This is a genomic window from Nocardioides sp. Root240 (genome assembly GCF_001428825.1).
GTDB lineage: Bacteria > Actinomycetota > Actinomycetes > Propionibacteriales > Nocardioidaceae > Nocardioides.
Map to the genome: position 1 here is coordinate 163,360 of NZ_LMIT01000011.1, position 20,698 is coordinate 184,057.

The following is a 20,698-nucleotide window of genomic DNA, read 5'->3' on the forward strand; positions in this document are numbered from 1 at the left end:
AGGAGCGCCGCTCTTTACCCAATCACAGGACGCGGTGCGGATGCCGCCCCGGTGTCCGTCACGTCCGGCTCGGCGGCCTCGTCGCCGTCCTCCCGGCCGCCGGAGCCGGCGCGCACGGCGAGCAGGATCGCGGGCGCCATCGGCACCCACAGCGTGTGGTCCTCGAGTGCCGGGAACGTCGGCGTGATCGCGATGAACGCCCACACGGCGTACCCGATGCGACGGTTCGGGTGGTTGCCGATGATCGGGCGCGCGAGCGTGAAGAGCACGAGGAGGTAGCCGAGCAGCCCGACGATGCCGATGCTCGCCGCGACCGCCAGCAACACGTTGTGGGCGTAGATCGAGTCGGCGAATCCGTTGCCCAGGATCGGGTGCTGGAGGAAGAGGTCGACACCGAACTTCTGGGCCTCGGTGCGGGCCTTGTCGGCGCCGAGTGCGTCGGCCGAACCGGCGAGCCGGGTGATCGCGGAGCCCTCGCCCGACTGGCCGACGATGTAGGGCAGGGAGAAGACGAAGAGGGCGCCGCCGATGGCGAGCAGGAATCCCTTGAAGGCCGACCGCTCGACGAACGGGACCATCAGGATCAGGCCGGCGAGCACCGCGACGCCGGCCCGGCTGCCGCTGATGACGACCGACCCGGCGGACGCGGCGGCGAAGCCGGCCACCATGACGCGGTACCAGACCGCGTCGTTGCGACGCCACAGGTACATCAGCACCGCGAAGGCCATCACGCCCGCGCCGCCGAACTCGTTCGGGTGGTTGGCCATGCCCTGGTTGCGGTTGCCGACCGCGCCGCCGACGGGGGCGTAGGCCAGGCTGACCATCTGCCCGGCGACGTAGCACCAGAGCAGGATGTCGATGGTCCGCCAGCTCGGCGCCCACAGCGCGAGCAGGCCCAGGAGCCCGACGATCATGACCAGCCACTGGGCGAACTGGACCGCGCTGATGAACGGCGCCGGCGAGAAGACCGTCGACAGGGTGCCGGTCACCAGGATCAGCGAGATGCCGATGATGTAGGTCAGCGGCAGGTTCAGCGAGCGGCGCATCAGGGTCGGGACCAGCAGCAGCACGGCCAGCGCGAACACCAGGTCCGTCGGCGAGATCGGGCTCTCGGCACCGCCGGGCGAGATCACGCCCTTGTACATCGGCGAGGTCGCGAAGGCCAGCATCATGGCGGCCATGGCGACCCGCTCACGACCGAGGACGGCCAGCGCGACGACACCCCCGGCGACCATCAGCGCCAGCGCCGCGGCGATCGGGCCGCGCGAGGAGGCGGCGACCAGCGCGATCGTCAGGCCCCACAGGCCCACGGTCACCAGGCGCCGCTCGACGACACCCGTGGTCTCCTGACCGGTCGACGAGCTCATCGCGGGCGCGACACTCTGGTTCGACACGGTTCTCCTTCGGCTACGTCCGTCGCGGACGGCGAGGGTGAGTCTAGATCAGGGGCGGGACGGATCCCGCGCTTGATCAGCCGCCGGCGAAGGGCGGCAGGAACTCGACCGTCTCCCCCGGCCGTACGACGACCTCCGCCGGGTCCCCGGAGGACACCGGCCGGTCGCCGACGAGCACCGAGCACACCTTCACGACGTCGCCGAGGCGTCCGTCGGGGTGGCGCGCGAGGAGCTCCTCGCGCAGTGCGGTCAGGCTCACCGGACCGGGGACGGCGACCGTCTCCTCCGCCACGCCCGCCGCGGACCGCGCGGCGGCCCAGTAGCGGACCCGGATGACCTCGGTCTCATTCACCGTCGCGACCCTTCCCCGTTGCCGTCCTGTTTCGATATCCTCCCCTACACGGAAAACCGGCCGGGGCCCAGCGTTGCGTTTCGGTCTCTCGACATGGGCCTGCACGACCTGCAGGCACCAGTGAGGAGACCCAGGTGAGCACACTTCTGCTCCTGACCAGCGCGCTCCAGCCCTCTGCAGAGGTGCTTCCCGGACTTGCGCTGCTCGGTCACCACGTCAAGATCCTCCCCGCTGAGGGCAGCGCCCTCCTGGAGGCGCCCGAAGCGGACCTGCTCCTCGTCGACGGCCGTCAGGACCTGGCCGGTTCACGGGACCTGTGCCGGCTGATCCGCACCACGGGCACCGACGTACCTGTGCTCCTGGTCGCGACCGAGGGCGGACTCGCCGTCGTCAACCACGACTGGGGCATGGACGACGTCGTGCTGCACACGTGCGGCCCGGCCGAGCTCGAGGCGCGGATCAAGCTGGCGATCGGCCGGCTCGCCGCCGCCCGCGACGCCGCGGACCCGGAGGCCCACGTCATCCGGTCCGGCGAGGTCGTCGTCGACGACGCGACGTACACCGCGAAGGTCGGCGGCCGCGTGCTCGACCTGACCTTCAAGGAGTTCGAGCTCCTGAAGTTCCTCGCCCAGCACCCGGGCCGGGTCTTCAGCCGCCAGCAGCTGCTGCAGGAGGTCTGGGGCTACGACTACTTCGGCGGCACCCGCACCGTCGACGTCCACGTGCGACGCCTGCGCGCCAAGCTCGGCCCCGAGAACGAGACCCTGATCGGCACCGTCCGCAACGTCGGCTACCGCTTCGTGCTCCCGTCGAAGGAGGCCGCGGCGGAGGCCGACTCGGCTCGGCTCACCGAGGACGTCGACGCCTGACCGGCTGAGGTCTCACCGCTGCTCGGCCTCCCGGCCGGCGGTCTTCTCGCCCCGCTCGTCGAAGTGCTCCTGCGGGTGCATGAACCGCAGGACCTCCTCCTTCAGCGCCGGGCCGAGCTCGCCCCAACCGTCCTTGTAGCCGTAGACGGAGGCGAGGGAGCGGGCGTCGTAGTCGCCGTTGAAGATGTCGACGTCGGCGCAGGTGATCAGCGCCGGGTGCGCCACGCCGACCGCCGCGGAGATCCGGGTCAGCTCCTTGCGCAGGGTACGCAGGTAGACCGCGCAGCGCTCGGCCTTCGACACGGGGTCGAGCCCGCGCACCAGCCACGGGTTCTGGGTGGCCACGCCGGTCGGGCAGTGGTCGGTGTGGCACTTCTGCGCCTGGATGCAGCCGATCGACAACATCACCTCCCGGGCGACGTTGATCATGTCCGCGCCGAGCGCGAACGCGACGGTCGCGTTGTCCGGCAGGCCCAGCTTGGCCGAGCCGATGAAGGTGACGTCGTCGGTCAGCCCGAGCTCGGCGAAGGTGCCGTAGACCCGGGAGAAGCCCATCCGGTACGGCAGTGACACGGAGTCGGCGAAGATCAGCGGGGCCGCACCGGTGCCTCCCTCGCCACCGTCGACGGTGATGAAGTCGACGCCGCGCTGCCGCGGCTCCATCAGCCGGGCGAGCTCCTCCCAGAAGTCCATCGCGCCCACGGCCGACTTGATGCCGACCGGCAGCCCGGTCTCCGCCGCGAGCATCTCGACGAAGTCGAGCATGGAGTCGACGTCGTGGAAGGCGGTGTGCCGTGAGGGCGACGAGCAGTCCTTGCCCTCGGGGATGCCGCGGATCTCGGCGATCTCCGGGGTGACCTTCGGCGCGGGCAGCAGACCACCCAGACCGGGCTTGGCGCCCTGGCTCAGCTTGATCTCGAGCGCCTTGACCGGCGCGGTCTCGAGCATCGCCTTCAGGCGGGGCAGGGAGAAGCTGCCGTTCTCGTCGCGACAGCCGAAGTACGCCGTACCGATCTGGACGACCAGGTCGGCACCGTTGCGGTGGTACGGCGAGATCGAACCCTCGCCGGTGTTGTGCAGGCAGCCCGCGGCCGCGGCGCCCTTGTTGATCGCGGTGATCGCGTTGGACGAGAGGGATCCGAAGCTCATCGCCGACACGTTGACCACCGAGCCCGGCCGGAACGCCTTCGCCCGGCCGCGCGGGCCACCGAGGACCTTCGCGCTCGGCAGCGTCCAGTTGTGGTCCTGGTCGCTCGGCAGCTTGTCGGCGAAGGTGCGCTGCTTGATGTAGGCGTGCCCCTGCGTGTGCTCGACGTCGACGTCGGTGCCGAAGCCGAAGTAGCTGTTCTGCTCCTTGCTGGACGCATAGATCCACGTCCGCTGGTCGCGGCTGAACGGCCGCTCCTCCTCGTTGCTGGTGACGATGTACTGCCGCAGCTCCGGCCCGATCGTCTCCAGCCAGTACCGGGCGTGGCCGATCACCGGGAAGTTCCTCTGGAGCGCGTGCTTCTTCTGGATGAGGTCGCGCACGGCGACGGCCCCCAGGGCCACGGCTGCCCCACCTACCGCGTGGCTGAGCTTCATGGAGCAGGTCTACCGTGTCGTGGCGTCACATGTAAACGGTCGGAAGGGCCCGCGATAGCGTCCAAGGGTGCCCACCGAGGAGTTCCTGACCGGCCCCTCCGCGCTGGCGGCCATCGGCGCGGTGCGCGCCGCGATCCGCGCCGCCGGCGAGGCGGACCCGCTCGACGAGGCCGCCGACCTACGCCTGCGGCACGGCCTCGACGGCATCGACGCGTTCGTGACCGCCGAGGGCTTCGCCCTGCGCCGGGGCGCGGAGCTGGACGTCGCCGTCGCCCCCTCCGCCCGCCGTGCCGGGCTCGGTCAGCGTCTTGCCCGGCTCGCCACCCAGCAGCCCGGGGAGCTCGCCGCCTGGTCCCACGGCGACGACCCGGCCGCCCGCGCCATCGCCGACCGGCTGGGCTTCGTCCGCGCCCGGGACCTCTGGGTCATGAGGCGACCGACCGCCGTACCCCTGCCGGCGACGGAGCTGCCGGCCGACGTACGGATCCGGGACTACGGCGACGGCGACGCCGGCGCGCTGCTCGCGGTCAACGCCGCCGCCTTCGCCCACCACCCCGAGCAGGGCGGGCTCGACCACGAGGGGCTCGCCGAGCGGATGGCCGAGCCGTGGTTCGACCCGGCCGGGCTGCTGCTCGCGGTCGACCCCGACGGGAACCTGCTCGGCTTCCACTGGACCAAGCAGCACGACGCGGCGACCGGCGAGGTGTACGTCGTCGGCGTCTCCCCCGCCGCCCAGGGCCGCGGCCTGGGCCGGGCGCTGACCCTCGCCGGCCTGCACCACCTCGCCTCGCGCGGTGTCGGCGAGGTGCTGCTCTACGTCGAGTCCGACAACGCACCGGCGCGCCACCTGTACGGCACGCTCGGCTTCACGCATGATCCGCGGGACACGCACGTGCAGTACCGGCGGCCCTGAGGGCCCCGGCCGCCCCCAGGTTCTGGGACATTCCGCGTAACCCCGAGACGTCTGAGTAGATTTACCTTCCATGAGCTCCGTCACCGACGACGAGCCCGGGTCCGAGGACTCCGGGCTCGACGAGTCGCGCTCCGAGCGCGGCAAGGGGCGGCGAGGTCGGTTGTGGCGACGCCATGACAAGGAGACCGCTCCGCCCGTCGGCGAGCTCGACGCGGACGACCTGCAGGAGCTGCTGCGCCGCAGCCACACCTCCGGCATGGTCGTCGGCGAGGACTCCCCCGAGCCCACCACGCCTGCGGTGCACGAGCCCCCGGCCGAGCTGCTGGGCGATGCCTCGCCGGACGACGTGGAGGGCGCTCCCGACGCGGCCGACGACATCGCGGCGCGGGTCGGTTCCCGGACCGGTCCGCTCGACGCGGTCGACCACGACGACATCGACTGGGGCGCGCTGGTGTCGCCGGCCGACTCCGGTGGCGCGCAGGAGTCCGACGACGTCGCCGGAGCGAAGCCGGAGCCGGACGTCGACCCAGAGGTCGATGACGAGGTCGAGGCCGTCGACGAGGTCGAAGCCGTCGACGAGCCGGTCGCCGAGGAAGCCGAGGAGACCGACGCGGCCCTCGAGCCCGAGCCCGAGCCCGAGCCGACGACAACGCCCGCGGCGGAAGGCGAGTCCGCGGCCGACTGGGCCGCCCTGATCGACCGTGCCGTCCACCGTGAGGAGCCCCCGGCACCTGCCGAGGGCGGCCTGGCAGCGCGGATGGCCCGGGTGCGCCAGGAACCGTCGGTGGCCGAGTACGACGGCGAGGCTCCCCCTGCCTGGCCCGCCCCGCGGCCGCTGACCGACGAGGGCGGCGAGTCCTACGACGGCAACGACTGGTCCGCGATCATCTCCCGTGCCACGCGCACCTCGATGGGCGATCCGCTCACCGACCCGCTGACCGATCCCCTGACCGACCCGCTCGACGAGGTCGCTGACGACCCGGTCGACGAGCCCGCCACCCAGGTCCTGGAGGAGGTGGCCGAGGAGCCCGACGCCGAGGAGCCTGCCGCCGAGGAGCCCGCCGCCGAGGAGCCCGCCGCCGAGGCCGGGCCCACCGAGGAGCCGGTGACCGAGGACACGGTCGAGGCCGACGTACCCGCCGACGACCCGGCCCCGCGCCCGAGCAGCCTCACCGGCCAGCTCGGCGACCACCACGCGTCCGACGAGGAGGCAGGCCAGCGGATCATCGCGGCCGCCTTCGACGGCGGCTTCGCCGAGCCGACCCCGGTCGCGGCCCCGAAGGGCCTCGCCCGCCTGCGTCGGCGCAACTCGCCGGGCGCCGCGCCCCGGCCCGAAGCGCGACCGCTGCAGGAGTTCGTCGAGCCGCCGATGCTCGAGGAGCCGATCGCGGGCATCGACCAGCAGGCCGACGTACCGCGTCGCCCGGCGGAGGTCCTCGCCCACGTCCGCGCCGAGATCGAGGCCGAGCTCACGCCGACCGTCGACCCCGAGGCCCAGGACACCGAGGGCGTCACCGAGGCACCCGCGAACGCCGACGTCGTCGCCGCGCTCGCCGCCCGGCTGCGGCGCGACGCCGAGATGGCCGCCGCGGAGCAGGCCGCCGAGCGGATCGCCGCCGAGGAGGCCGCCCAGCGCGCCAGCGAGGCGCGGGCCGAGGCCGACCGCCTCGCCCAGGAGCAGGCCGAGACGGCCGAGGCAGCGCACCGCGCGCGTGCCGAGGCCGAGGAGCTGGCGCGCGCCGAGGCGGCCGCACGCCTGGCCGCCGAGCAGGCTGCCCGCGAACGTGCCGAGCTGGCCGACGCCGAGTCGGCGCGCCGCGAGGAGGCCGAGCGGCACGCCGTGGAGCAGGCGGAGCGCGCCGCCGCCGCCCACGCCGAGCGCGAGGCCGCCGAGGCCACCGCCCGCCAGCAGGCCGACCTGGCCGCCGCCGCCGCAGCCGCCCGGCAGGAGGCCGAGGCCGCGGCGAGCACGTACGCCGACGCAGCCCGCCAGGCCCACGAGGAGCGCGCCGCCGCCGAGGACCGCGCCCGCGTGATGGCCGAGGCCGCCGCGGTCAGCGCGGCCGAGCACGCCGAGTTCGCCCGCCGCATGCTCGAGGAGCGGGAGGCCGCGGAGCGGACCTCCGCCGAGATCGCCCAGGCCCGCGCCCTCGCCGAGGAGGCCGCCCGTCAGCAGGCCGCCCTGGCCCAGGAGGCGCACCGCGCCGCCGAGGCCGCGGAGGAGCGGGCACGTCTGCTCGCCGAGCAGGCCGCGGCGAGCGCCGAGGAGCACGGTGCCCTCGCCCGTCAGGCCGTCGACGAGCGCGCGGCCGCCGAGCAGGCTGCCGCCGAGCACGCCCGCCTCGCCCAGGAGTCCCACGTCGCCCGCCAGGCCGCCGAGCAGGCCGCCATGGAGCAGGCCGACCTCGCCCGGATCGCCCTCGAGACCGCGGAGGCCGCCGAGCAGCGCTCGGAGGAGGCCGCCGCGCGCGCCGCCGAGCAGGCCGAGGCCCGGGTCGCCGCCGACGAGTCCGCCGCCGAGCACGCCCAGCGCGCCCAGCAGGCCCACGAGGCCCGCCGGCTGGCGGAGGTCGCGGCGCGCGAGCAGCTCGAGCTCGCCAGCGAGGCCCAGGCCGCCGCAGCCGCCGCACACGCCTCCGCGGCCGCCCTGGCCGAGGAGAAGAAGGCAGCCACCGAGGCACTGGCACTCGCGGCGGAGTTCGCCGCGGACGCCACCCGCGCCCGGTCCGAGGCCGAGGCGCGCGCGACGAGCGCGCTCGCCGAGCTCGGGCAGGCCGCCGCCAACCACCAGGCCGCCCTCGACGCCCTCCAGACCGAGCTGGTCGAGGCCCGCGCGACGGCCCTCGAGCACGCCCGCGCCCGGGTCGACGCCGAGGCCGCCGCCGCCGAGCAGGCCGCCGCCCGCGCCGAGGCCGAGGCCCGCGCCGCCGAGTTCGCCGAGGAGCGCGAGCGCGCCCTCGCCGAGGCCAACCAGGCCCGCGAGGCCGCCAAGGCCCGTGCCGCCGAGCTCAACCTGGCCCGCGAGCAGGCCGTCGCCGACGCCCTCCAGGCCCGCGAGGCAGCCGAGGCCCGCGCCGCCGAGCAGGCCGCCGCCCGCGCCGAGGCCGAGGCCCGCGCCGGTGAGCTCGCCCAGGAGCGCCAGGACGCCCTCGCCGAGGCAGCCCGGGTCCGCGCCGAGGCCGAGGCCAAGGCCTCGGACCTCGCCCATCAGGTCGCCCAGATCCGCGCCCGCCTCGAGGCCCAGCAGGAGGCAGCCGTCGAGCCCACCCCGGTGCCCGCGCCCGCCGCGGTGTGGCCGGTCGCCGTGGTGCAGCCGGAGGTCTCGCCCCAGCCGGAGCCCGAGCCGGAGCCGGAGCTTGCGGCCGAGCCGGAGCCCGAGATCGAGGAGGAGCCGGTCGCGGGTCTCGTCGAGGTCGAGCCGGTCGAGGAGCCCGCCGCCGAGGTGGAGCCCTTCGTCGTACCCGAGCCGGAGCCCGAGCCCGAGCCCGAGCCCGAGCCCGAGCCGGAGCCCGAGGCGATCGTCGAGCCGGAGCCGGAGCCCGAGCCGGAGCCCGAGCCCGAGCCCGAGCCCGAGCCCGAGGCGCTCGTCGAGCCGGAGCCCGAGGCGCTCGTCGAGCCGGAGCCCGAGGCCGTGGAGTTCGACCGTCCGCCGACGCTCGTCGAGCAGTGGCGCGCTGGCATCGAGACCGTCGACGAGACCGAGGACCTGGTCGACATCGACGCCGATGCCGCCGACGCAGACCCGGAGCCGGACCTCGAGACCCCCTCGCCGGTCGGCGAGGACGAGCCCGTCCAGGAGCCGACCCAGGTCGCCGAGCTCGACGAGGAGCCGACCGAGGAGCCCGCCGCCGAGGTGGAGCCCTTCGTCGTACCCGAGCCGGAGCCCGAGCCGGAGCCCGAGCCCGAGCCGGAGCCCGAGCCGGAGCCCGAGCCCGAGCCGGAAGCGTCCGTCGAGCCCGAGGTCGAGCCGTTCGTCCTCCCGGAGCCGACCGTCGAGACCGCCGTCGAGCCCGAGCCGACCCCCGAGCCCGAACCAGCCCCCGTGCCCGTCCGCCGCCCGTCCCACGCGGACGCCGGCCGCGACGCCGTGGCCGCCTTCGCGAGCGAACGCCCGGCGACGACCGGTCGCGTCGTGCCCTTCCACTCCAAGCGCGGCAACTCCAGCCTCGCCGTCATCGCCCTGCTCCTCGCCGTGGCCTGCGCCGCGGTCGTGGGCCAGATGGCGGTCAAGAAGACGATCCTCGACGACGTCCCGCTGAGCGCCACGCTCACGGTGGTGGCGACCATCCTGCTGATGTACGCCCTCAAGGCGATCAACAGCACCCGCACCGTCGCGATCGACGAGCAGGGCGTGCTCAAGGTGACCTTCGGTGACTTCAGCAGCCAGTTCGACCTGACGAGCCCGAACACCAAGATCGAGCAGACCGGTACGCCGGGCTCGCGCAACTGGCGCATCAACATCCTGCGCCGCAGCATGTCCCCCGTCGCGATCGACAGCCGCAGCGTCGACGCGCACACCTTCCTGGAGGCACTTCGGCAATGGCGACCGGACCTCTAGGCACCGACCCGGCTCCGGATCTCGCGGCCCTGCAGGCCGAGCGGGACGCCTACGCCCGCCGTGCGGCCGCCGCGGAGGCGCAGCTCGCCGGCCTCACCAACGAGCTCGACGCCGCGCGCGCCCGGATCGCCGCTCTCGAGGCGGCGCCGGTCGTCGACAGCGGGCACCTGTCCCTGTTCGACGGTACGACGGACGACCGGCTCACCGGCGACGGCAGCGACCCCCGCGTGCTGTCCATGGTCCTCGGCGCCACCGCGGTGGTCTCCGGCATGGTGGCGCTCCTCGCACTGCTCAACGGCAAGCTCGGCACGCCCTTCGGCTTCGGGATGGTCGTGCTCACCCTCGGCCTCGCGTGGGGCGCCGCCCGCACCAAGGTCGTGCCCGTGGAGGTCAGCGTGGTGCGCGGGATGGTCTACGTGCAGCAGGGCGAGTCGTCGTACCGCTTCGACCTCCGCAAGCCCGAGACGTCGGTCGACATGGTCGGCCAGCCGGGCGACTCCGGGTGGGCGGTCCACTTCGGACGCCGCGGCCTTGACCCGTTCGTGGTCGACGGCTCGATGGTCGACGCTGCCGAGTTCGTCCGCCAGATGCGCGAATACCGCGCCGACCTCTGAGGGTTGCTGACCTTCTCCTGCGGTTGGTGACGGTTGCAACCGTCACCAACCGCAGGAATCCCCGCCTAGGCGGGTATCCCTGCACTCCCGGATCAACGCAGCGCGACCCGCAGCCGCCCCGCGATCTCCAGCACCGCAGCGCGGCTGGACCGGCCGACGCCGAGGATGTTCAGGAACCCGTGGATCTGGTCGACGAACCGCCGCAGCTCCACCTCGACGCCCGCGTCGGCGAGCTTGCGGGCGTAGGCCTCGCCCTCGTCGCGCAGCGGGTCGAAGCCGGCCGTCACGACGTACGCCGGCGCCAGTCCTGCCGGGACCTCGACGCCGAGCAGGTTGACCCGCTCGTCGGCGAGGTCGGCGGGCGTGGGCAGGTAGATCTCGTTGAACATCGCGATCGACTCGGCGGTGAGGTAGAGCCCCTCTCCGAACAGCCGGAGGCTCTCGGTCGCGCGGCGGGCGTCGGTGCACGGGTAGATCAGCAGCTGGAACGCGAGCGGCACGCCGGCACGGGCGGCGGCGAGCGCGGTGAAGGCCGCGATGTTGCCGCCGGCGGAGTCGCCGGCGACGCCGATCCGGGTGGGGTCGACCCCGAGCTCGGCGGCGTTGTCGTGGACCCAGCGCAGCGCCGCGAAGGCGTCGTCGAAGCCGCCGGGGAAGGGCCGCTCGGGGCCGACGCCGTACTCGACGGCCAGCACCGGCACGCCGGACTCCTCCGCCAGCAGGCGGCAGGGCGCGTCGTGGGAGTCGAGGTCGCCGTACAGGAAGCCACCGCCGTGGAAGAACACCAGCAGCGGCTGGGCCTCCGACGCCGGGCGCGCTCCGTGCGGCAGGTAGTGGCGGGCGGGCAGGCCGGCGACGGTCAGCTCGCGGACCGCACCGATCGGCTGGTCCCCGCCCACGAGCCCGGCGTTGGCGCGCAGGTCGGCGCGCCCGCGCTCGATGTCGGGGACGCCGAGCTCACCACGGCGGGCCAGCTGCTGGAGGCGGAGCATCACCTGGAGATCGGTCGCGAGCGTCTGCCCGTCGAGCACGAGCGCCTTGCCGGCGATGACGCGCTGGGCGGCGGCCGGCAGGCCCATCAGCGACTTCAGGGCGACGGACTCGGCGGTGGCGCGGAGGTTCACGCTGACAACCTAGAGGTTGCGCGGGCCCGCTCGCTCACCCGTGCCCGGGTTCCCGGCCGGCGGCGGTCGAGGTCACCTCCCGTTCACCGAGGAATGCCACACTCGATGCATGTCCACGGAGCAGCAGACCGACCTCGCCCCGTCCCTCGGTACGACGAGCGACGGCGCGGTCGCGACGGAGAGCGTCGTGGAGCCCTACACCCCCGACCCGGCGCTGGTGGAGCACATCGAGTCCGTCGACAACCGGTTCGTCGACCGCGAGCTGTCGTGGTTGCGCTTCAACGAGCGGGTGCTGGAGCTGGCCGAGGACGAGAGCCTGCCGCTGCTCGAGCGGACCCGCTTCCTGGCGATCTTCACCAGCAACCTCGACGAGTTCTTCATGGTCCGTGTGGCCGGCCTGAAGCGCCGGATCGCGACCGGCCTGGCCGTACGCGCGGCCAGCGGGCTGATGCCCCGCGAGGTGCTCGAGGCGATCTGGACCCGCACCGACGAGCTCAGCCAGCGCCACGCCAGCGTCTTCCAGCACAAGATCGTCCCCTCGCTGCGCGAGCAGGGGATCGAGCTGGTCCGGTGGGCCGACCTCGACCGCGACGAGCAGAAGTTCTGCAAGAAGCTGTTCAAGGAGCGGGTCTACCCGGTGCTGACGCCGCTGGCGGTCGACCCGGCGCACCCGTTCCCCTACATCTCGGGCCTCTCGCTCAACCTCGCCGTGCTGATCCGCAACCCGAAGACGGGCAAGGAGCACTTCGCCCGCGTGAAGGTGCCGTCGAACTTCGACCGCTTCGTCGCCGTGGGCAACGCCCGCTTCGTCCCGCTCGAGGACGTGATCGGCGCCCACCTCGGCCGGCTCTTCCCCGGCATGGAGGTGCTGGAGGTCCACACCTTCCGCGTCACCCGCAACGAGGACCTCGAGGTCGAGGAGGACGACGCCGAGAACCTCCTCGCCGCGCTCGAGAAGGAGCTGCTGCGCCGCAAGTTCGGCCCGCCGGTGCGCCTGGAGGTCGAGGAGTCGATCGCGCCGTCCGTGCTCGACCTGCTCGTCTCCGAGCTCGACATCACGCAGGAGGAGGTCTTCCGCCTGCCCGGACCGCTCGACCTGCGCGGCCTGCACTCGATCGCCGACCTGCCGCGCGACGACCTCAAGTACCCCTCCTTCGTGCCGGCGACCCACGCCCGCCTCGCCGAGGTCGAGTCGGCCGCGCCGGTCGACGTCTTCAAGGCCCTGCGCCGCCGCGACGTCCTGCTGCACCACCCCTACGACTCGTTCGCGACCTCGGTGCAGCGCTTCATCGAGCAGGCGGCGGCCGACCCGCACGTGCTGGCGATCAAGCAGACGCTCTACCGCACCTCCGGCGACTCCCCGATCATCGACGCCCTCATCGACGCCGCCGAGGCCGGCAAGCAGGTCCTGGTCCTGGTCGAGATCAAGGCCCGCTTCGACGAGCAGGCCAACATCCGCTGGGCGCGCAAGCTGGAGAAGGCCGGCTGCCACGTCGTCTACGGCCTGGTCGGCCTCAAGACCCACTGCAAGCTGGCGATGGTGGTCCGCGACGAGCCCGAGGGCATCCGTCGCTACACCCACATCGGCACGGGCAACTACAACCCGAAGACCTCGCGGATGTACGAGGACCTGGGCCTGCTCACCACCGACGTGACCATCGGCGAGGACGTCGCCCACCTCTTCAACAACCTGTCCGGCTGGTCCCGCAAGGCGACCTACGAGCAGCTGCTCGTCGCTCCCGACTCGGTCCGCACCGGCCTGATCGACCTGGTCCACCGCGAGATCGAGCACCACAGGGCGGGCCTGCCCGCCGGCATCCGGATCAAGGCCAACTCGGTCGTCGACGAGGAGATCATCGACGCGCTCTACCTCGCCTCCGCCGAGGGCGTGCCGGTCGAGCTGCTCGTGCGTGGCATCTGCGCGCTGCGCCCCGGCGTCCCCGGCCTGAGCGAGCACATCAAGGTGCGCTCGATCCTCGGCCGCTACCTCGAGCACAGCCGGATCTTCTCCTTCGAGGGCGGCGGCGAGCCCACCGCCTGGATCGGCTCCGCCGACATGATGCACCGCAACCTGGACCGCCGGGTCGAGGTGCTGGTGCGCCTCCCGGAGCAGTCCCGCGACGACGTACGACGCCTCCTGGACCTGGCGTTCGCGCCGACCACGCAGGCGTGGGAGCTCGGCGCGGACGCGCACTGGGTCCGCAACGACGGCGCGGAGCACCTCCAGGAGACGCTCATCGAGAGGCAGCGCAACCGCCGTTCCAGCTCCTGACCCGGGCCGCGACACGCGGGCTGACCTGCGAGGACTCTGCAGGGGTCGGTCCGGCGTGGTCCGCGGCACAGGGCGCGGAACCAGCGCGGGTTGCGTTCACCGGCTCGTGACCCCCTAGCATGATCGCGTTCGTCTCCGCCTCAACGGGAGTCCATGTGGGTCTGCGTCTGCGTCCGGTCGATACCTCCTTCTACGACCTCTTCACCAAGTCCGCGCAGCACCTGGTCGGCGGCGCCGAGCTGCTCGCCGAGATGTTGTCGGACAACTCCGACAAGGCGTCGGTCGCCGAGCGCATGCGTGCCGCCGAGCACGCTGCGGACGAGACGACCCACGAGATCGTGAAGAAGGTCAACAGCACCTTCGTCACGCCCTTCGACCGCGAGGACATCTACGCGCTGGGCTCCGGCCTCGACGACGTGATGGACATGATGGACGAAGCGGTCGACCTGATCCTTCTCTACGAGGTCCAGACCCTCCCGGCCGAGCTCTCCGAGCAGGTCGAGGTCCTCCAGCGGTGCGCCGAGCTGACGGCGGCGGCGATGCCGCGCCTGCAGTCGATGCAGTCGCTCGACGACTACTGGATCGAGATCAACCGGCTCGAGAACGCCGGTGACCGCAACCACCGGCGGATCCTGGCCTCGCTCTTCTCGGGCGAGTACAAGACCATCGAGGTGCTCAAGCTCAAGGACATCGTCGAGTCGCTCGAGGGCGCCATCGACGCCTTCGAGAAGGTCGCCAACACGGTGGAGCAGATCGCCGTCAAGGAAGGCTGACCCAAGGCCGTGGACCTCACCCTGGCGATCGTGATCGCCGTGGTCGTCATCGCGCTTGCGTTCGACTACACCAACGGCTTCCACGACGCGGCGAACGCGATCGCCACGTCGGTCTCCACGCGCGCGCTCACCCCGCGCATCGCGCTGACGCTGGCCGCGCTGATGAACTTCATCGGCGCGTTGCTCGGTCAGGAGGTCGCCAAGACGGTGGCCGACGTGGTCACCATCGAGGACGACACAGGCCACCTGCTCGTGGGCGTGCACCACGGGCTGGTCATCGTCATGGCGGGCCTGCTCGGCGCGATCATCTGGAACCTGATCACCTGGTACTTCGGCCTGCCGTCGTCGTCCTCGCACGCCCTGATCGGCGGTCTGGTGGGCGCCGCGTTCGCCGGCGGTGTCGAGGTCAAGTGGGACACCATCGTGCAGAAGGTGCTCATCCCGATGGTGATCTCGCCCCTGTTCGGCTTCTGCGCGGCGTTCGCGGTGATGACGGCGATCCTGTGGATCTTCCGCAGGGGCAACCCGCACCGCATCAACCGTGGCTTCCGCGGCATGCAGACGATCTCGGCGGCTGCGCTCGCCCTCGGCCACGGCCTGCAGGACGCGCAGAAGACGATGGGCGTCATCCTGCTGACCCTGGTGATCGCCTACCCGGGCTCCTACGACATCGAGACGCTGCCGATCTGGGTCGTCATCGCCGCCGCCGGTGCCATCTCGGCCGGTACGTACGCCGGCGGCTGGCGCATCATGCGCACCCTCGGTCGCAAGATCATCCACCTCGACCCGCCCCGCGGCTTCGCGGCCGAGTCGGTCGGTGCGGGAGTGCTCTACACGACCGCGTTCGTGTTCCACGCCCCGATCTCGACCACGCACACCATCACCTCCGCGGTGATGGGCGCCGGCGCCACCAAGCGCTTCTCGGCGGTTCGCTGGGGCATGGCGCGCACGATCCTCGCCGCCTGGGTCTCGACCTTCCCTGCCGCCGCGCTGGCGGCGTGGGGCTGCTACGAGGTCCTCAAGCTCGTCCTGCTGTGAGCCCGCGTGCACGGCGCGAGGAACGAGCGCCGGGCACGCATCAGGGGCCAGGTCGAGTAGCGCCACGACCGAGGAACGAGGTCGTGACGCGCGTATCGAGGCCCGGCAAGAGGTCTCGATACGTCCTCGCCCAGGGGCTCGGACTACTCGACCAACGAAGCGGGGCCCGGCCCCTCGACCGCGACGCGGCGCTGTGACCTCGGTCAGACCGGGTCGATGGTGAGGCTGTAGCCCCGCCCCCGGATCCGTCGTACGACGGCCACGGTGCCCAGGCGCGCACGGAGCCGGGTCACGTGCATCGCGATGGTGTTGCCGCCGGGACGACGGCCGTTGTCACCCCACAGCGCGTCGCCCAGCTCGTCGTCGGTCACCACGCCGGGCGAGTGCAGCATCAGGGTCCGCAGCAGCTCGAACTCCTTCAGCGGCAGGTCGGCGATCCGCTGGCCGTTCACCCGCACGGTGAAGGCCGTCGCGTCCAGCTCGATCGGGCCGACCTCGACCCGGGCGTGCTCGGACACCGAGCGCGGACCGTGGGAGATCAGCTCCCACAGGTGCTGCGGGGCGTAGGGCCGCAGCACCACCGCGGAGGCACCAGCGAGCATCAGCGAGCCCACCCCACTCCCCCGCCGCGTGGTCGCGGCAGCATCCGTGAGCTCGTCGAGGTCCTCGGTGCCCGCGATGACGTACGGCGCGCCGTGTCGCCGGATCAGGCCGACGAACTCCTCCGCGGGGATCCCGGGCGTGCCCGGGGCCACGACCACGGCGTGGGGATCGGTCCTGCCGAACTCCACCAGGCCGTCCAGCGTCGAGGCCACCCAGGTCACGTGGACACCGTGACCTGCCATGCCCTCGGCGAGCGCGCCCTCGTCCGGCTCGGGGTCGACCACGAGGAGCTGTGCTCCGGTGGCCTCCGTCCAGCGGTGGAGGTAGGCGCGCACGGATTGGCGACGGGCGTCCACGCGCCCGTCCCGCTTCGCCACGTCAGTCCCGATCAACATCGGCGACCGCCCTCCCGAGAGAGCAGCACGCCGATCAGCCGAAGCGACCGGAGATGTAGGCCTCGGTCGACGGGTCGTCCGGGTTGGCGAACATCTTCTTCGTCGGGTTGAACTCGACCAGGTGGCCGGGCTCGCCGGTCGCCTTGAGGTTGAAGAAGCCGGTGTCGTCGGAGACGCGCGCCGCCTGCTGCATGTTGTGCGTGACGATGACGATCGTGAACTCGTCCTTGAGCTCGTGGATCAGGTCCTCGATCGCGGACGTCGAGATCGGGTCGAGCGCCGAGCACGGCTCGTCCATGAGCAGCACCTGCGGCTCGACGGCGATCGCGCGGGCGATGCACAGCCGCTGCTGCTGGCCACCGGAGAGGCCCATGCCCGGCTTGTTCAGGCGGTCCTTGACCTCGTTCCAGAGGTTGGCGCCGCGCAGCGACTTCTCGACGACGGCGTCGGCCTCGGACTTCTTCAGCTTGCCGGCGTTGAGCTTGAGGCCCGCGAGGACGTTGTCGTAGATCGACATCGTCGGGAACGGGTTCGGGCGCTGGAAGACCATGCCGACCTGGCGTCGTACGGCGACCGGGTCGACGCCCGGGCCGTAGAGGTCCTGGCCGTCGACGACGATCTTGCCCTCGACGCGCGCCCCCGGGATGACCTCGTGCATCCGGTTGAGCGACCGGAGGAAGGTCGACTTGCCACACCCGGAGGGACCGATGAACGCCGTCACCGCACCCGCGCGGATGGACATGTTCACGCCCTGCACCGCGAGGAAGTCGCCGTAGTAGATGTTGACGTCGGAGACGTCGATGCTCTTTGACATGGTGTTCCCTCTCAACCCTTCTTGGGGGCGAAGATCTTGCCGACGATGCGTGCCACGAGGTTGAGCACCATCACGATGATGATCAGGATGAAGGCGGCGCCCCACGCGATCGCCTCGGCGGGTGCGTCGCCCCGCAGGTTCTGTCCGTAGATGAGCACCGGGAGGGTGGTCATCGCGCCGTCGAACGGGTTCATGTTGGTGCGGTCGGTCGCGCCCGCGATCAGCAGGAGCGGCGCCGTCTCGCCGATGACGCGGGAGGTGGCGAGCGTGATGCCGGTGAGGATGCCGCCCAACGCCGTCGGGAGGACGATGCGGACGATGGTCTTCCACTTCGGCGTCCCCAGTGCGTACGCCGCCTCGCGGAGGTCGTCGGGGACGAGCATCAGCATCTCCTCGGTCGCGCGCACCACGATCGGGATCATCAGCAGCGACAGCGCCACCGACCCGCCGAACCCGGAGACGTACGCCGGACCGAAGACAAGCGTGAAGACCGCGAAGGCGAACAGGCCGGCGACGATCGAGGGGATGCCCGTCATCACGTCGACCAGGAAGGTGATGGCCTTGGCGAGCTTGTTCTTCTTGCCGTACTCGACCAGGTAGATCGCGGCCATCACGCCGACCGGCACCGAGATCACGGCGGCGCCGATGGTGATGATCAGCGTGCCGATGATGGCGTGGTAGATGCCGACCGGCTGGTCGACCTGCGTCTTGAAGAACGAGTAGCTGAGGAAGGTGCCGTCGATGCGGCCCGCACCCTTGGCGACCACGCGCCACAGCAGTGACACCAGCGGGACGACGGCGACCAGGAAGGTCGCCCAGATCAGGCCGGTCATCATCCGGTCGGTCGCACCGCGGCGACCCTCGACGAAGACCGACCAGAGCGGCAGCACCACGAGGTGGGCGACAGCGGCGATGACCACGGCGGGCACCAGCCCCATGCCGAGGACCAGCAGCAGGAGCCCGAGGGCGACGGCGATGCCGGCGACGATCACCGGGGCGGTGCGCGGCAGGCGCGGGTGGACGAGCGGGATGTGCACCCGCTCCTGGACCTCTTGCACGGTCGTCATCGGGCCATCCGCCTCTCGCTGCGGCCGATGACCCACCGGGCCGCGAAGTTCACCAGGAAGGTCAGCAGGAAGAGCACCAGACCGGTCGCCACGAGGACGTTGAGCAGGTCGGCGCTGCGCTCCTTGTACTTGAGGGCGACGTTGGCCGCGATCGAGGTCGGGCTGGACTGCGCGATGATGTTCCACGACAGGTCGAAGCCGACCGAGAGCACCATGGTGACGGCCATCGTCTCGCCGAGCGCGCGACCCAGGCCGAGCATGACCGCCGAGACCATGCCCGAGCGGGAGTACGGGAAGACCGTCATCCGGATCATCTCCCAGCGGGTCGCGCCGAGGGCCAACGCGGCCTCCTCGTGCAGGCGCGGCGTGCGGGAGAAGACCTCGCGGGTGATCGCGGTGATGATCGGCAGGATCATGATGGCGAGCACGATGCCGGCCGTCAGGACCGTGCGTCCGGCCGTGCTCGGCTCGCCGAACAGGGCGCCGAGGATCGGCCAGCCGCCGAAGGTGGCGTGCAGCCAGTCGTGCATCGGCACGAGCTTCTTGGCGAGGAAGAACGCACCCCAGAGTCCGTAGACGACCGACGGCACGGCAGCGAGCAGGTCGATGACGAACGCGACCGGCGCGGAGAGCCACTTCGGCGCGTAGTGGCTGATCACCAGCGCGATGCCGAAGGCGAGCGGCACGGCGATGATCAGCGCGATGATCGACGCGGTGAACGTGCCGACGAGCAGCGGGAAGACGTAGCCCAGGAAGCTCTCGGCGTGCGGCCCGTAGACCCCGGCCGGCTTGCTGAAGCCCGTCGCGCCCTTGGCGAGCAGGAAGATGAAGACGCCGGCGAGGGCGGCGAGGATCGTCAGTCCGGCGGCGAGGGCCGCTCCGGAGAAGATGCGGTCGCCGATCCCACCGCGGACGCTCGCCCAGTCGGCGGGCTGGTCCTCGATCTCGGCGGTCGGGGCTGTCACTGGTTCACCTCGTGCTCGGGTGCTGGGAGGTTCGGGGGGAACGACGAGTGGAGGGGTGAGGACGGGGATCGCCCGTCCTCACCCCTCCGTCACGTCACTTGCTGCTGATCTTCGCGACGATGTCCTGGGCCTGCTTGGCCGTGGTCGCGGCGAGCTTCGCGGAGCCGGCGTTGTCGGCGGCGTCCTGCTGCCCCTCGTCGGAGACGATGTACTCGAGGTAGCCCTTGACGTTGGCGGCCTCGGTCGCGTCGTCGTAGGTCTCGCACGCGATCAGGTAGGACAGCAGGATGACCGGGTAGGCGCCGGCCTCCGTGGTGGTGCGGTCCACGTCGACGGCGATGTCGGTGGCGTCGCGGCCCTCGACGACCGGGGAGACCTCGACGGTCTTCGCGGCACCCTCGGGCGACGGCGCGACGTAGGCGTCGCCGACCTTGACCGAGACGTGCGAAAGGTCGCCGGCCTGGCTGGCGTCGGCGTAGCCGATGGCACCCTCGACGTCACCGATCTGCTTGACGACACCCGAGGTGCCCTCGGCGGAGAGGCCGCCGGAGACCGGGAACGCGTCCTCCGCCTCGTACTTCCAGTCGCCGGGGGCGACCTTGCCGAGGTAGTCGGTGAAGTTCTTGGTGGTGCCCGAGTCGTCGGAGCGGTGCACCGGCGAGATCTTGGTGGCGGGCAGCTCGACGCCGTCGTTCTGCGCGGCGATGGCCTGGTCGTTCCACGTGGTGATCTTGCCGGCGAAGATCTTCGCGATCGTCGCGGCGTCGAGCTTGAGCTCGTCGACACCCGGGAGGTTGTAGGCGATGGCGATCGAGGAGATGTACGCGGGGACCTCGACGATGGTGCCGCCGCAGCGCTCCTTGGCCTTCGTGAGGTCCTCGTCCTTGATGTAGGAGTCGGAACCGGCGAAGGACAGCGCCTTGCTGATGAACTGGCTGCGACCGTCGGTCGAGCCGAGCAGCGCGTAGTTGACGACCAGGTTGCCGCCGTTGGCGCCCTGGAAGGAGGCCTTCCAGGCGTCCTGGGCCTTCTCCTGGGACGTCGCGCCGCCACCGTTGAGCTCGCCGCTGAGGCCGCCGTCGGTGGAGTCGGTGTCGTTGCCGGACTCGTTGGAGGCGCCACAGGCGCTCATCAGCAGGGCGAGGGCGGCGACGCCGGGAACCGCGGCGTTGCGGAGGGACTTGAGCTTCAAGGAACTTGCCTCTCAGAGGTGAGGGGCGCTCTTGCACGCTCTGCCCCTCGATTCGTACTGGACTCTGGCGAAGTTAGGCAGCGTCGGTAACGCAAATGGCCAGCAGACCTGAACGAACGGTGAACAGTGGCGGTCCGAGTGGCGGCGGACCGTGTCCCCGGTTACATCCTC

At 71.8% G+C, this 20,698-nt stretch carries 16 protein-coding genes; 7 read left to right on the top strand and 9 right to left on the bottom strand.

Annotated features, from left to right (window positions below):
- Nucleotides 1–14: 14 nt before the first annotated feature.
- Complete coding sequence (locus ASE20_RS14820) at nucleotides 15–1,394, bottom strand: O-antigen ligase family protein (protein ID WP_056917946.1); 1,380 nt, start codon at nucleotides 1,392–1,394, stop codon at nucleotides 15–17.
- Between the two features lie 76 nt (nucleotides 1,395–1,470).
- On the bottom strand, nucleotides 1,471–1,746 hold the full coding sequence (locus tag ASE20_RS14825; RefSeq protein WP_056895344.1) for a MoaD/ThiS family protein: 276 nt from the start codon (nucleotides 1,744–1,746) through the stop codon (nucleotides 1,471–1,473).
- Between the two features lie 134 nt (nucleotides 1,747–1,880).
- Here ASE20_RS14825 and ASE20_RS14830 point away from each other — a divergent pair, with 134 nt between their 5' ends.
- A complete protein-coding gene (locus ASE20_RS14830; protein ID WP_056895345.1) occupies nucleotides 1,881–2,615 on the top strand; it encodes a response regulator transcription factor in 735 nt (244 codons plus the stop codon).
- A 12-nt stretch (nucleotides 2,616–2,627) separates the two neighbouring features.
- On the opposite strand, the gene ASE20_RS14835 is transcribed toward ASE20_RS14830, so the two are convergent.
- Entirely contained in the window at nucleotides 2,628–4,199 is a 1,572-nt protein-coding gene (locus ASE20_RS14835) for an FMN-binding glutamate synthase family protein (protein WP_082612452.1), read from the bottom strand.
- A 67-nt stretch (nucleotides 4,200–4,266) separates the two neighbouring features.
- Here ASE20_RS14835 and mshD point away from each other — a divergent pair, with 67 nt between their 5' ends.
- From mshD to ASE20_RS14850, 3 genes are all read left to right on the top strand, one after another.
- Nucleotides 4,267–5,112: a mycothiol synthase gene (gene mshD, locus ASE20_RS14840; protein WP_225869057.1), complete on the top strand. Its 846-nt coding sequence runs from the start codon at nucleotides 4,267–4,269 to the stop codon at nucleotides 5,110–5,112.
- Between the two features lie 70 nt (nucleotides 5,113–5,182).
- Nucleotides 5,183–9,670 carry a hypothetical protein gene (locus ASE20_RS14845; protein WP_056895346.1) on the top strand — a complete coding sequence of 1,496 codons (4,488 nt, stop codon included), beginning with the start codon at nucleotides 5,183–5,185 and terminating at the stop codon, nucleotides 9,668–9,670.
- Nucleotides 9,652–10,284 (top strand): hypothetical protein, encoded by a 633-nt coding sequence (locus ASE20_RS14850; RefSeq protein WP_056895347.1) that lies wholly within the window; start codon nucleotides 9,652–9,654, stop codon nucleotides 10,282–10,284. Before ASE20_RS14845 ends, ASE20_RS14850 begins: the two co-directional genes overlap by 19 nt.
- 92 nt (nucleotides 10,285–10,376) lie before the next feature.
- On the opposite strand, the gene ASE20_RS14855 is transcribed toward ASE20_RS14850, so the two are convergent.
- The gene (locus tag ASE20_RS14855) at nucleotides 10,377–11,408 is read right to left on the bottom strand and encodes an alpha/beta hydrolase (protein ID WP_056895348.1); all 1,032 of its coding nucleotides are present in this window, start codon (nucleotides 11,406–11,408) and stop codon (nucleotides 10,377–10,379) included.
- Nucleotides 11,409–11,517: 109 nt separating this feature from the next.
- Here ASE20_RS14855 and ASE20_RS14860 point away from each other — a divergent pair, with 109 nt between their 5' ends.
- The 3 genes from ASE20_RS14860 to ASE20_RS14870 all read left to right on the top strand — a co-directional run bounded on the left by ASE20_RS14860 (nucleotide 11,518) and on the right by ASE20_RS14870 (nucleotide 15,491).
- On the top strand, nucleotides 11,518–13,680 hold the full coding sequence (locus ASE20_RS14860; RefSeq protein ID WP_082612453.1) for an RNA degradosome polyphosphate kinase: 2,163 nt from the start codon (nucleotides 11,518–11,520) through the stop codon (nucleotides 13,678–13,680).
- Between the two features lie 155 nt (nucleotides 13,681–13,835).
- A complete protein-coding gene (locus ASE20_RS14865; protein WP_157538457.1) occupies nucleotides 13,836–14,453 on the top strand; it encodes a DUF47 domain-containing protein in 618 nt (205 codons plus the stop codon).
- Nucleotides 14,454–14,462: 9 nt separating this feature from the next.
- Nucleotides 14,463–15,491: an inorganic phosphate transporter gene (locus ASE20_RS14870; protein ID WP_056895350.1), complete on the top strand. Its 1,029-nt coding sequence runs from the start codon at nucleotides 14,463–14,465 to the stop codon at nucleotides 15,489–15,491.
- Nucleotides 15,492–15,694: 203 nt separating this feature from the next.
- Here the strand turns inward: ASE20_RS14870 and ASE20_RS14875 are convergent, their stop codons facing one another.
- The 5 genes from ASE20_RS14875 to pstS form a co-directional block, all read right to left on the bottom strand.
- On the bottom strand, nucleotides 15,695–16,489 hold the full coding sequence (locus ASE20_RS14875; RefSeq protein WP_157538458.1) for a response regulator transcription factor: 795 nt from the start codon (nucleotides 16,487–16,489) through the stop codon (nucleotides 15,695–15,697).
- 34 nt (nucleotides 16,490–16,523) lie between these two features.
- Complete coding sequence (gene pstB / locus ASE20_RS14880) at nucleotides 16,524–17,303, bottom strand: phosphate ABC transporter ATP-binding protein PstB (RefSeq protein WP_056895352.1); 780 nt, start codon at nucleotides 17,301–17,303, stop codon at nucleotides 16,524–16,526.
- 11 nt (nucleotides 17,304–17,314) lie between these two features.
- Nucleotides 17,315–18,370: a phosphate ABC transporter permease PstA gene (pstA, locus tag ASE20_RS14885; RefSeq protein WP_056895353.1), complete on the bottom strand. Its 1,056-nt coding sequence runs from the start codon at nucleotides 18,368–18,370 to the stop codon at nucleotides 17,315–17,317.
- Complete coding sequence (pstC, locus tag ASE20_RS14890; RefSeq protein WP_082612454.1) at nucleotides 18,367–19,335, bottom strand: phosphate ABC transporter permease subunit PstC; 969 nt, start codon at nucleotides 19,333–19,335, stop codon at nucleotides 18,367–18,369. The genes pstA and pstC overlap by 4 nt, the downstream gene beginning before the upstream one ends.
- A 94-nt stretch (nucleotides 19,336–19,429) precedes the next feature.
- Entirely contained in the window at nucleotides 19,430–20,527 is a 1,098-nt protein-coding gene (gene pstS / locus ASE20_RS14895) for a phosphate ABC transporter substrate-binding protein PstS (protein WP_056895354.1), read from the bottom strand.
- Between the last annotated feature and the right edge of the window lie 171 nt (nucleotides 20,528–20,698).

Coding starts and splice junctions, on each gene's coding strand:
- ASE20_RS14860 (WP_082612453.1), top strand. CDS start 11,518: ATGTCCACGGAGCAGCAGACCGACCTCGCCCCGTCCCTCGGTACGACG.
- ASE20_RS14850 (WP_056895347.1), top strand. CDS start 9,652: ATGGCGACCGGACCTCTAGGCACCGACCCGGCTCCGGATCTCGCGGCC.
- pstA (WP_056895353.1), bottom strand. CDS start 18,370: ATGACGACCGTGCAAGAGGTCCAGGAGCGGGTGCACATCCCGCTCGTC.
- ASE20_RS14875 (WP_157538458.1), bottom strand. CDS start 16,489: ATGTTGATCGGGACTGACGTGGCGAAGCGGGACGGGCGCGTGGACGCC.
- ASE20_RS14845 (WP_056895346.1), top strand. CDS start 5,183: ATGAGCTCCGTCACCGACGACGAGCCCGGGTCCGAGGACTCCGGGCTC.
- pstB (WP_056895352.1), bottom strand. CDS start 17,303: ATGTCAAAGAGCATCGACGTCTCCGACGTCAACATCTACTACGGCGAC.
- ASE20_RS14835 (WP_082612452.1), bottom strand. CDS start 4,199: ATGAAGCTCAGCCACGCGGTAGGTGGGGCAGCCGTGGCCCTGGGGGCC.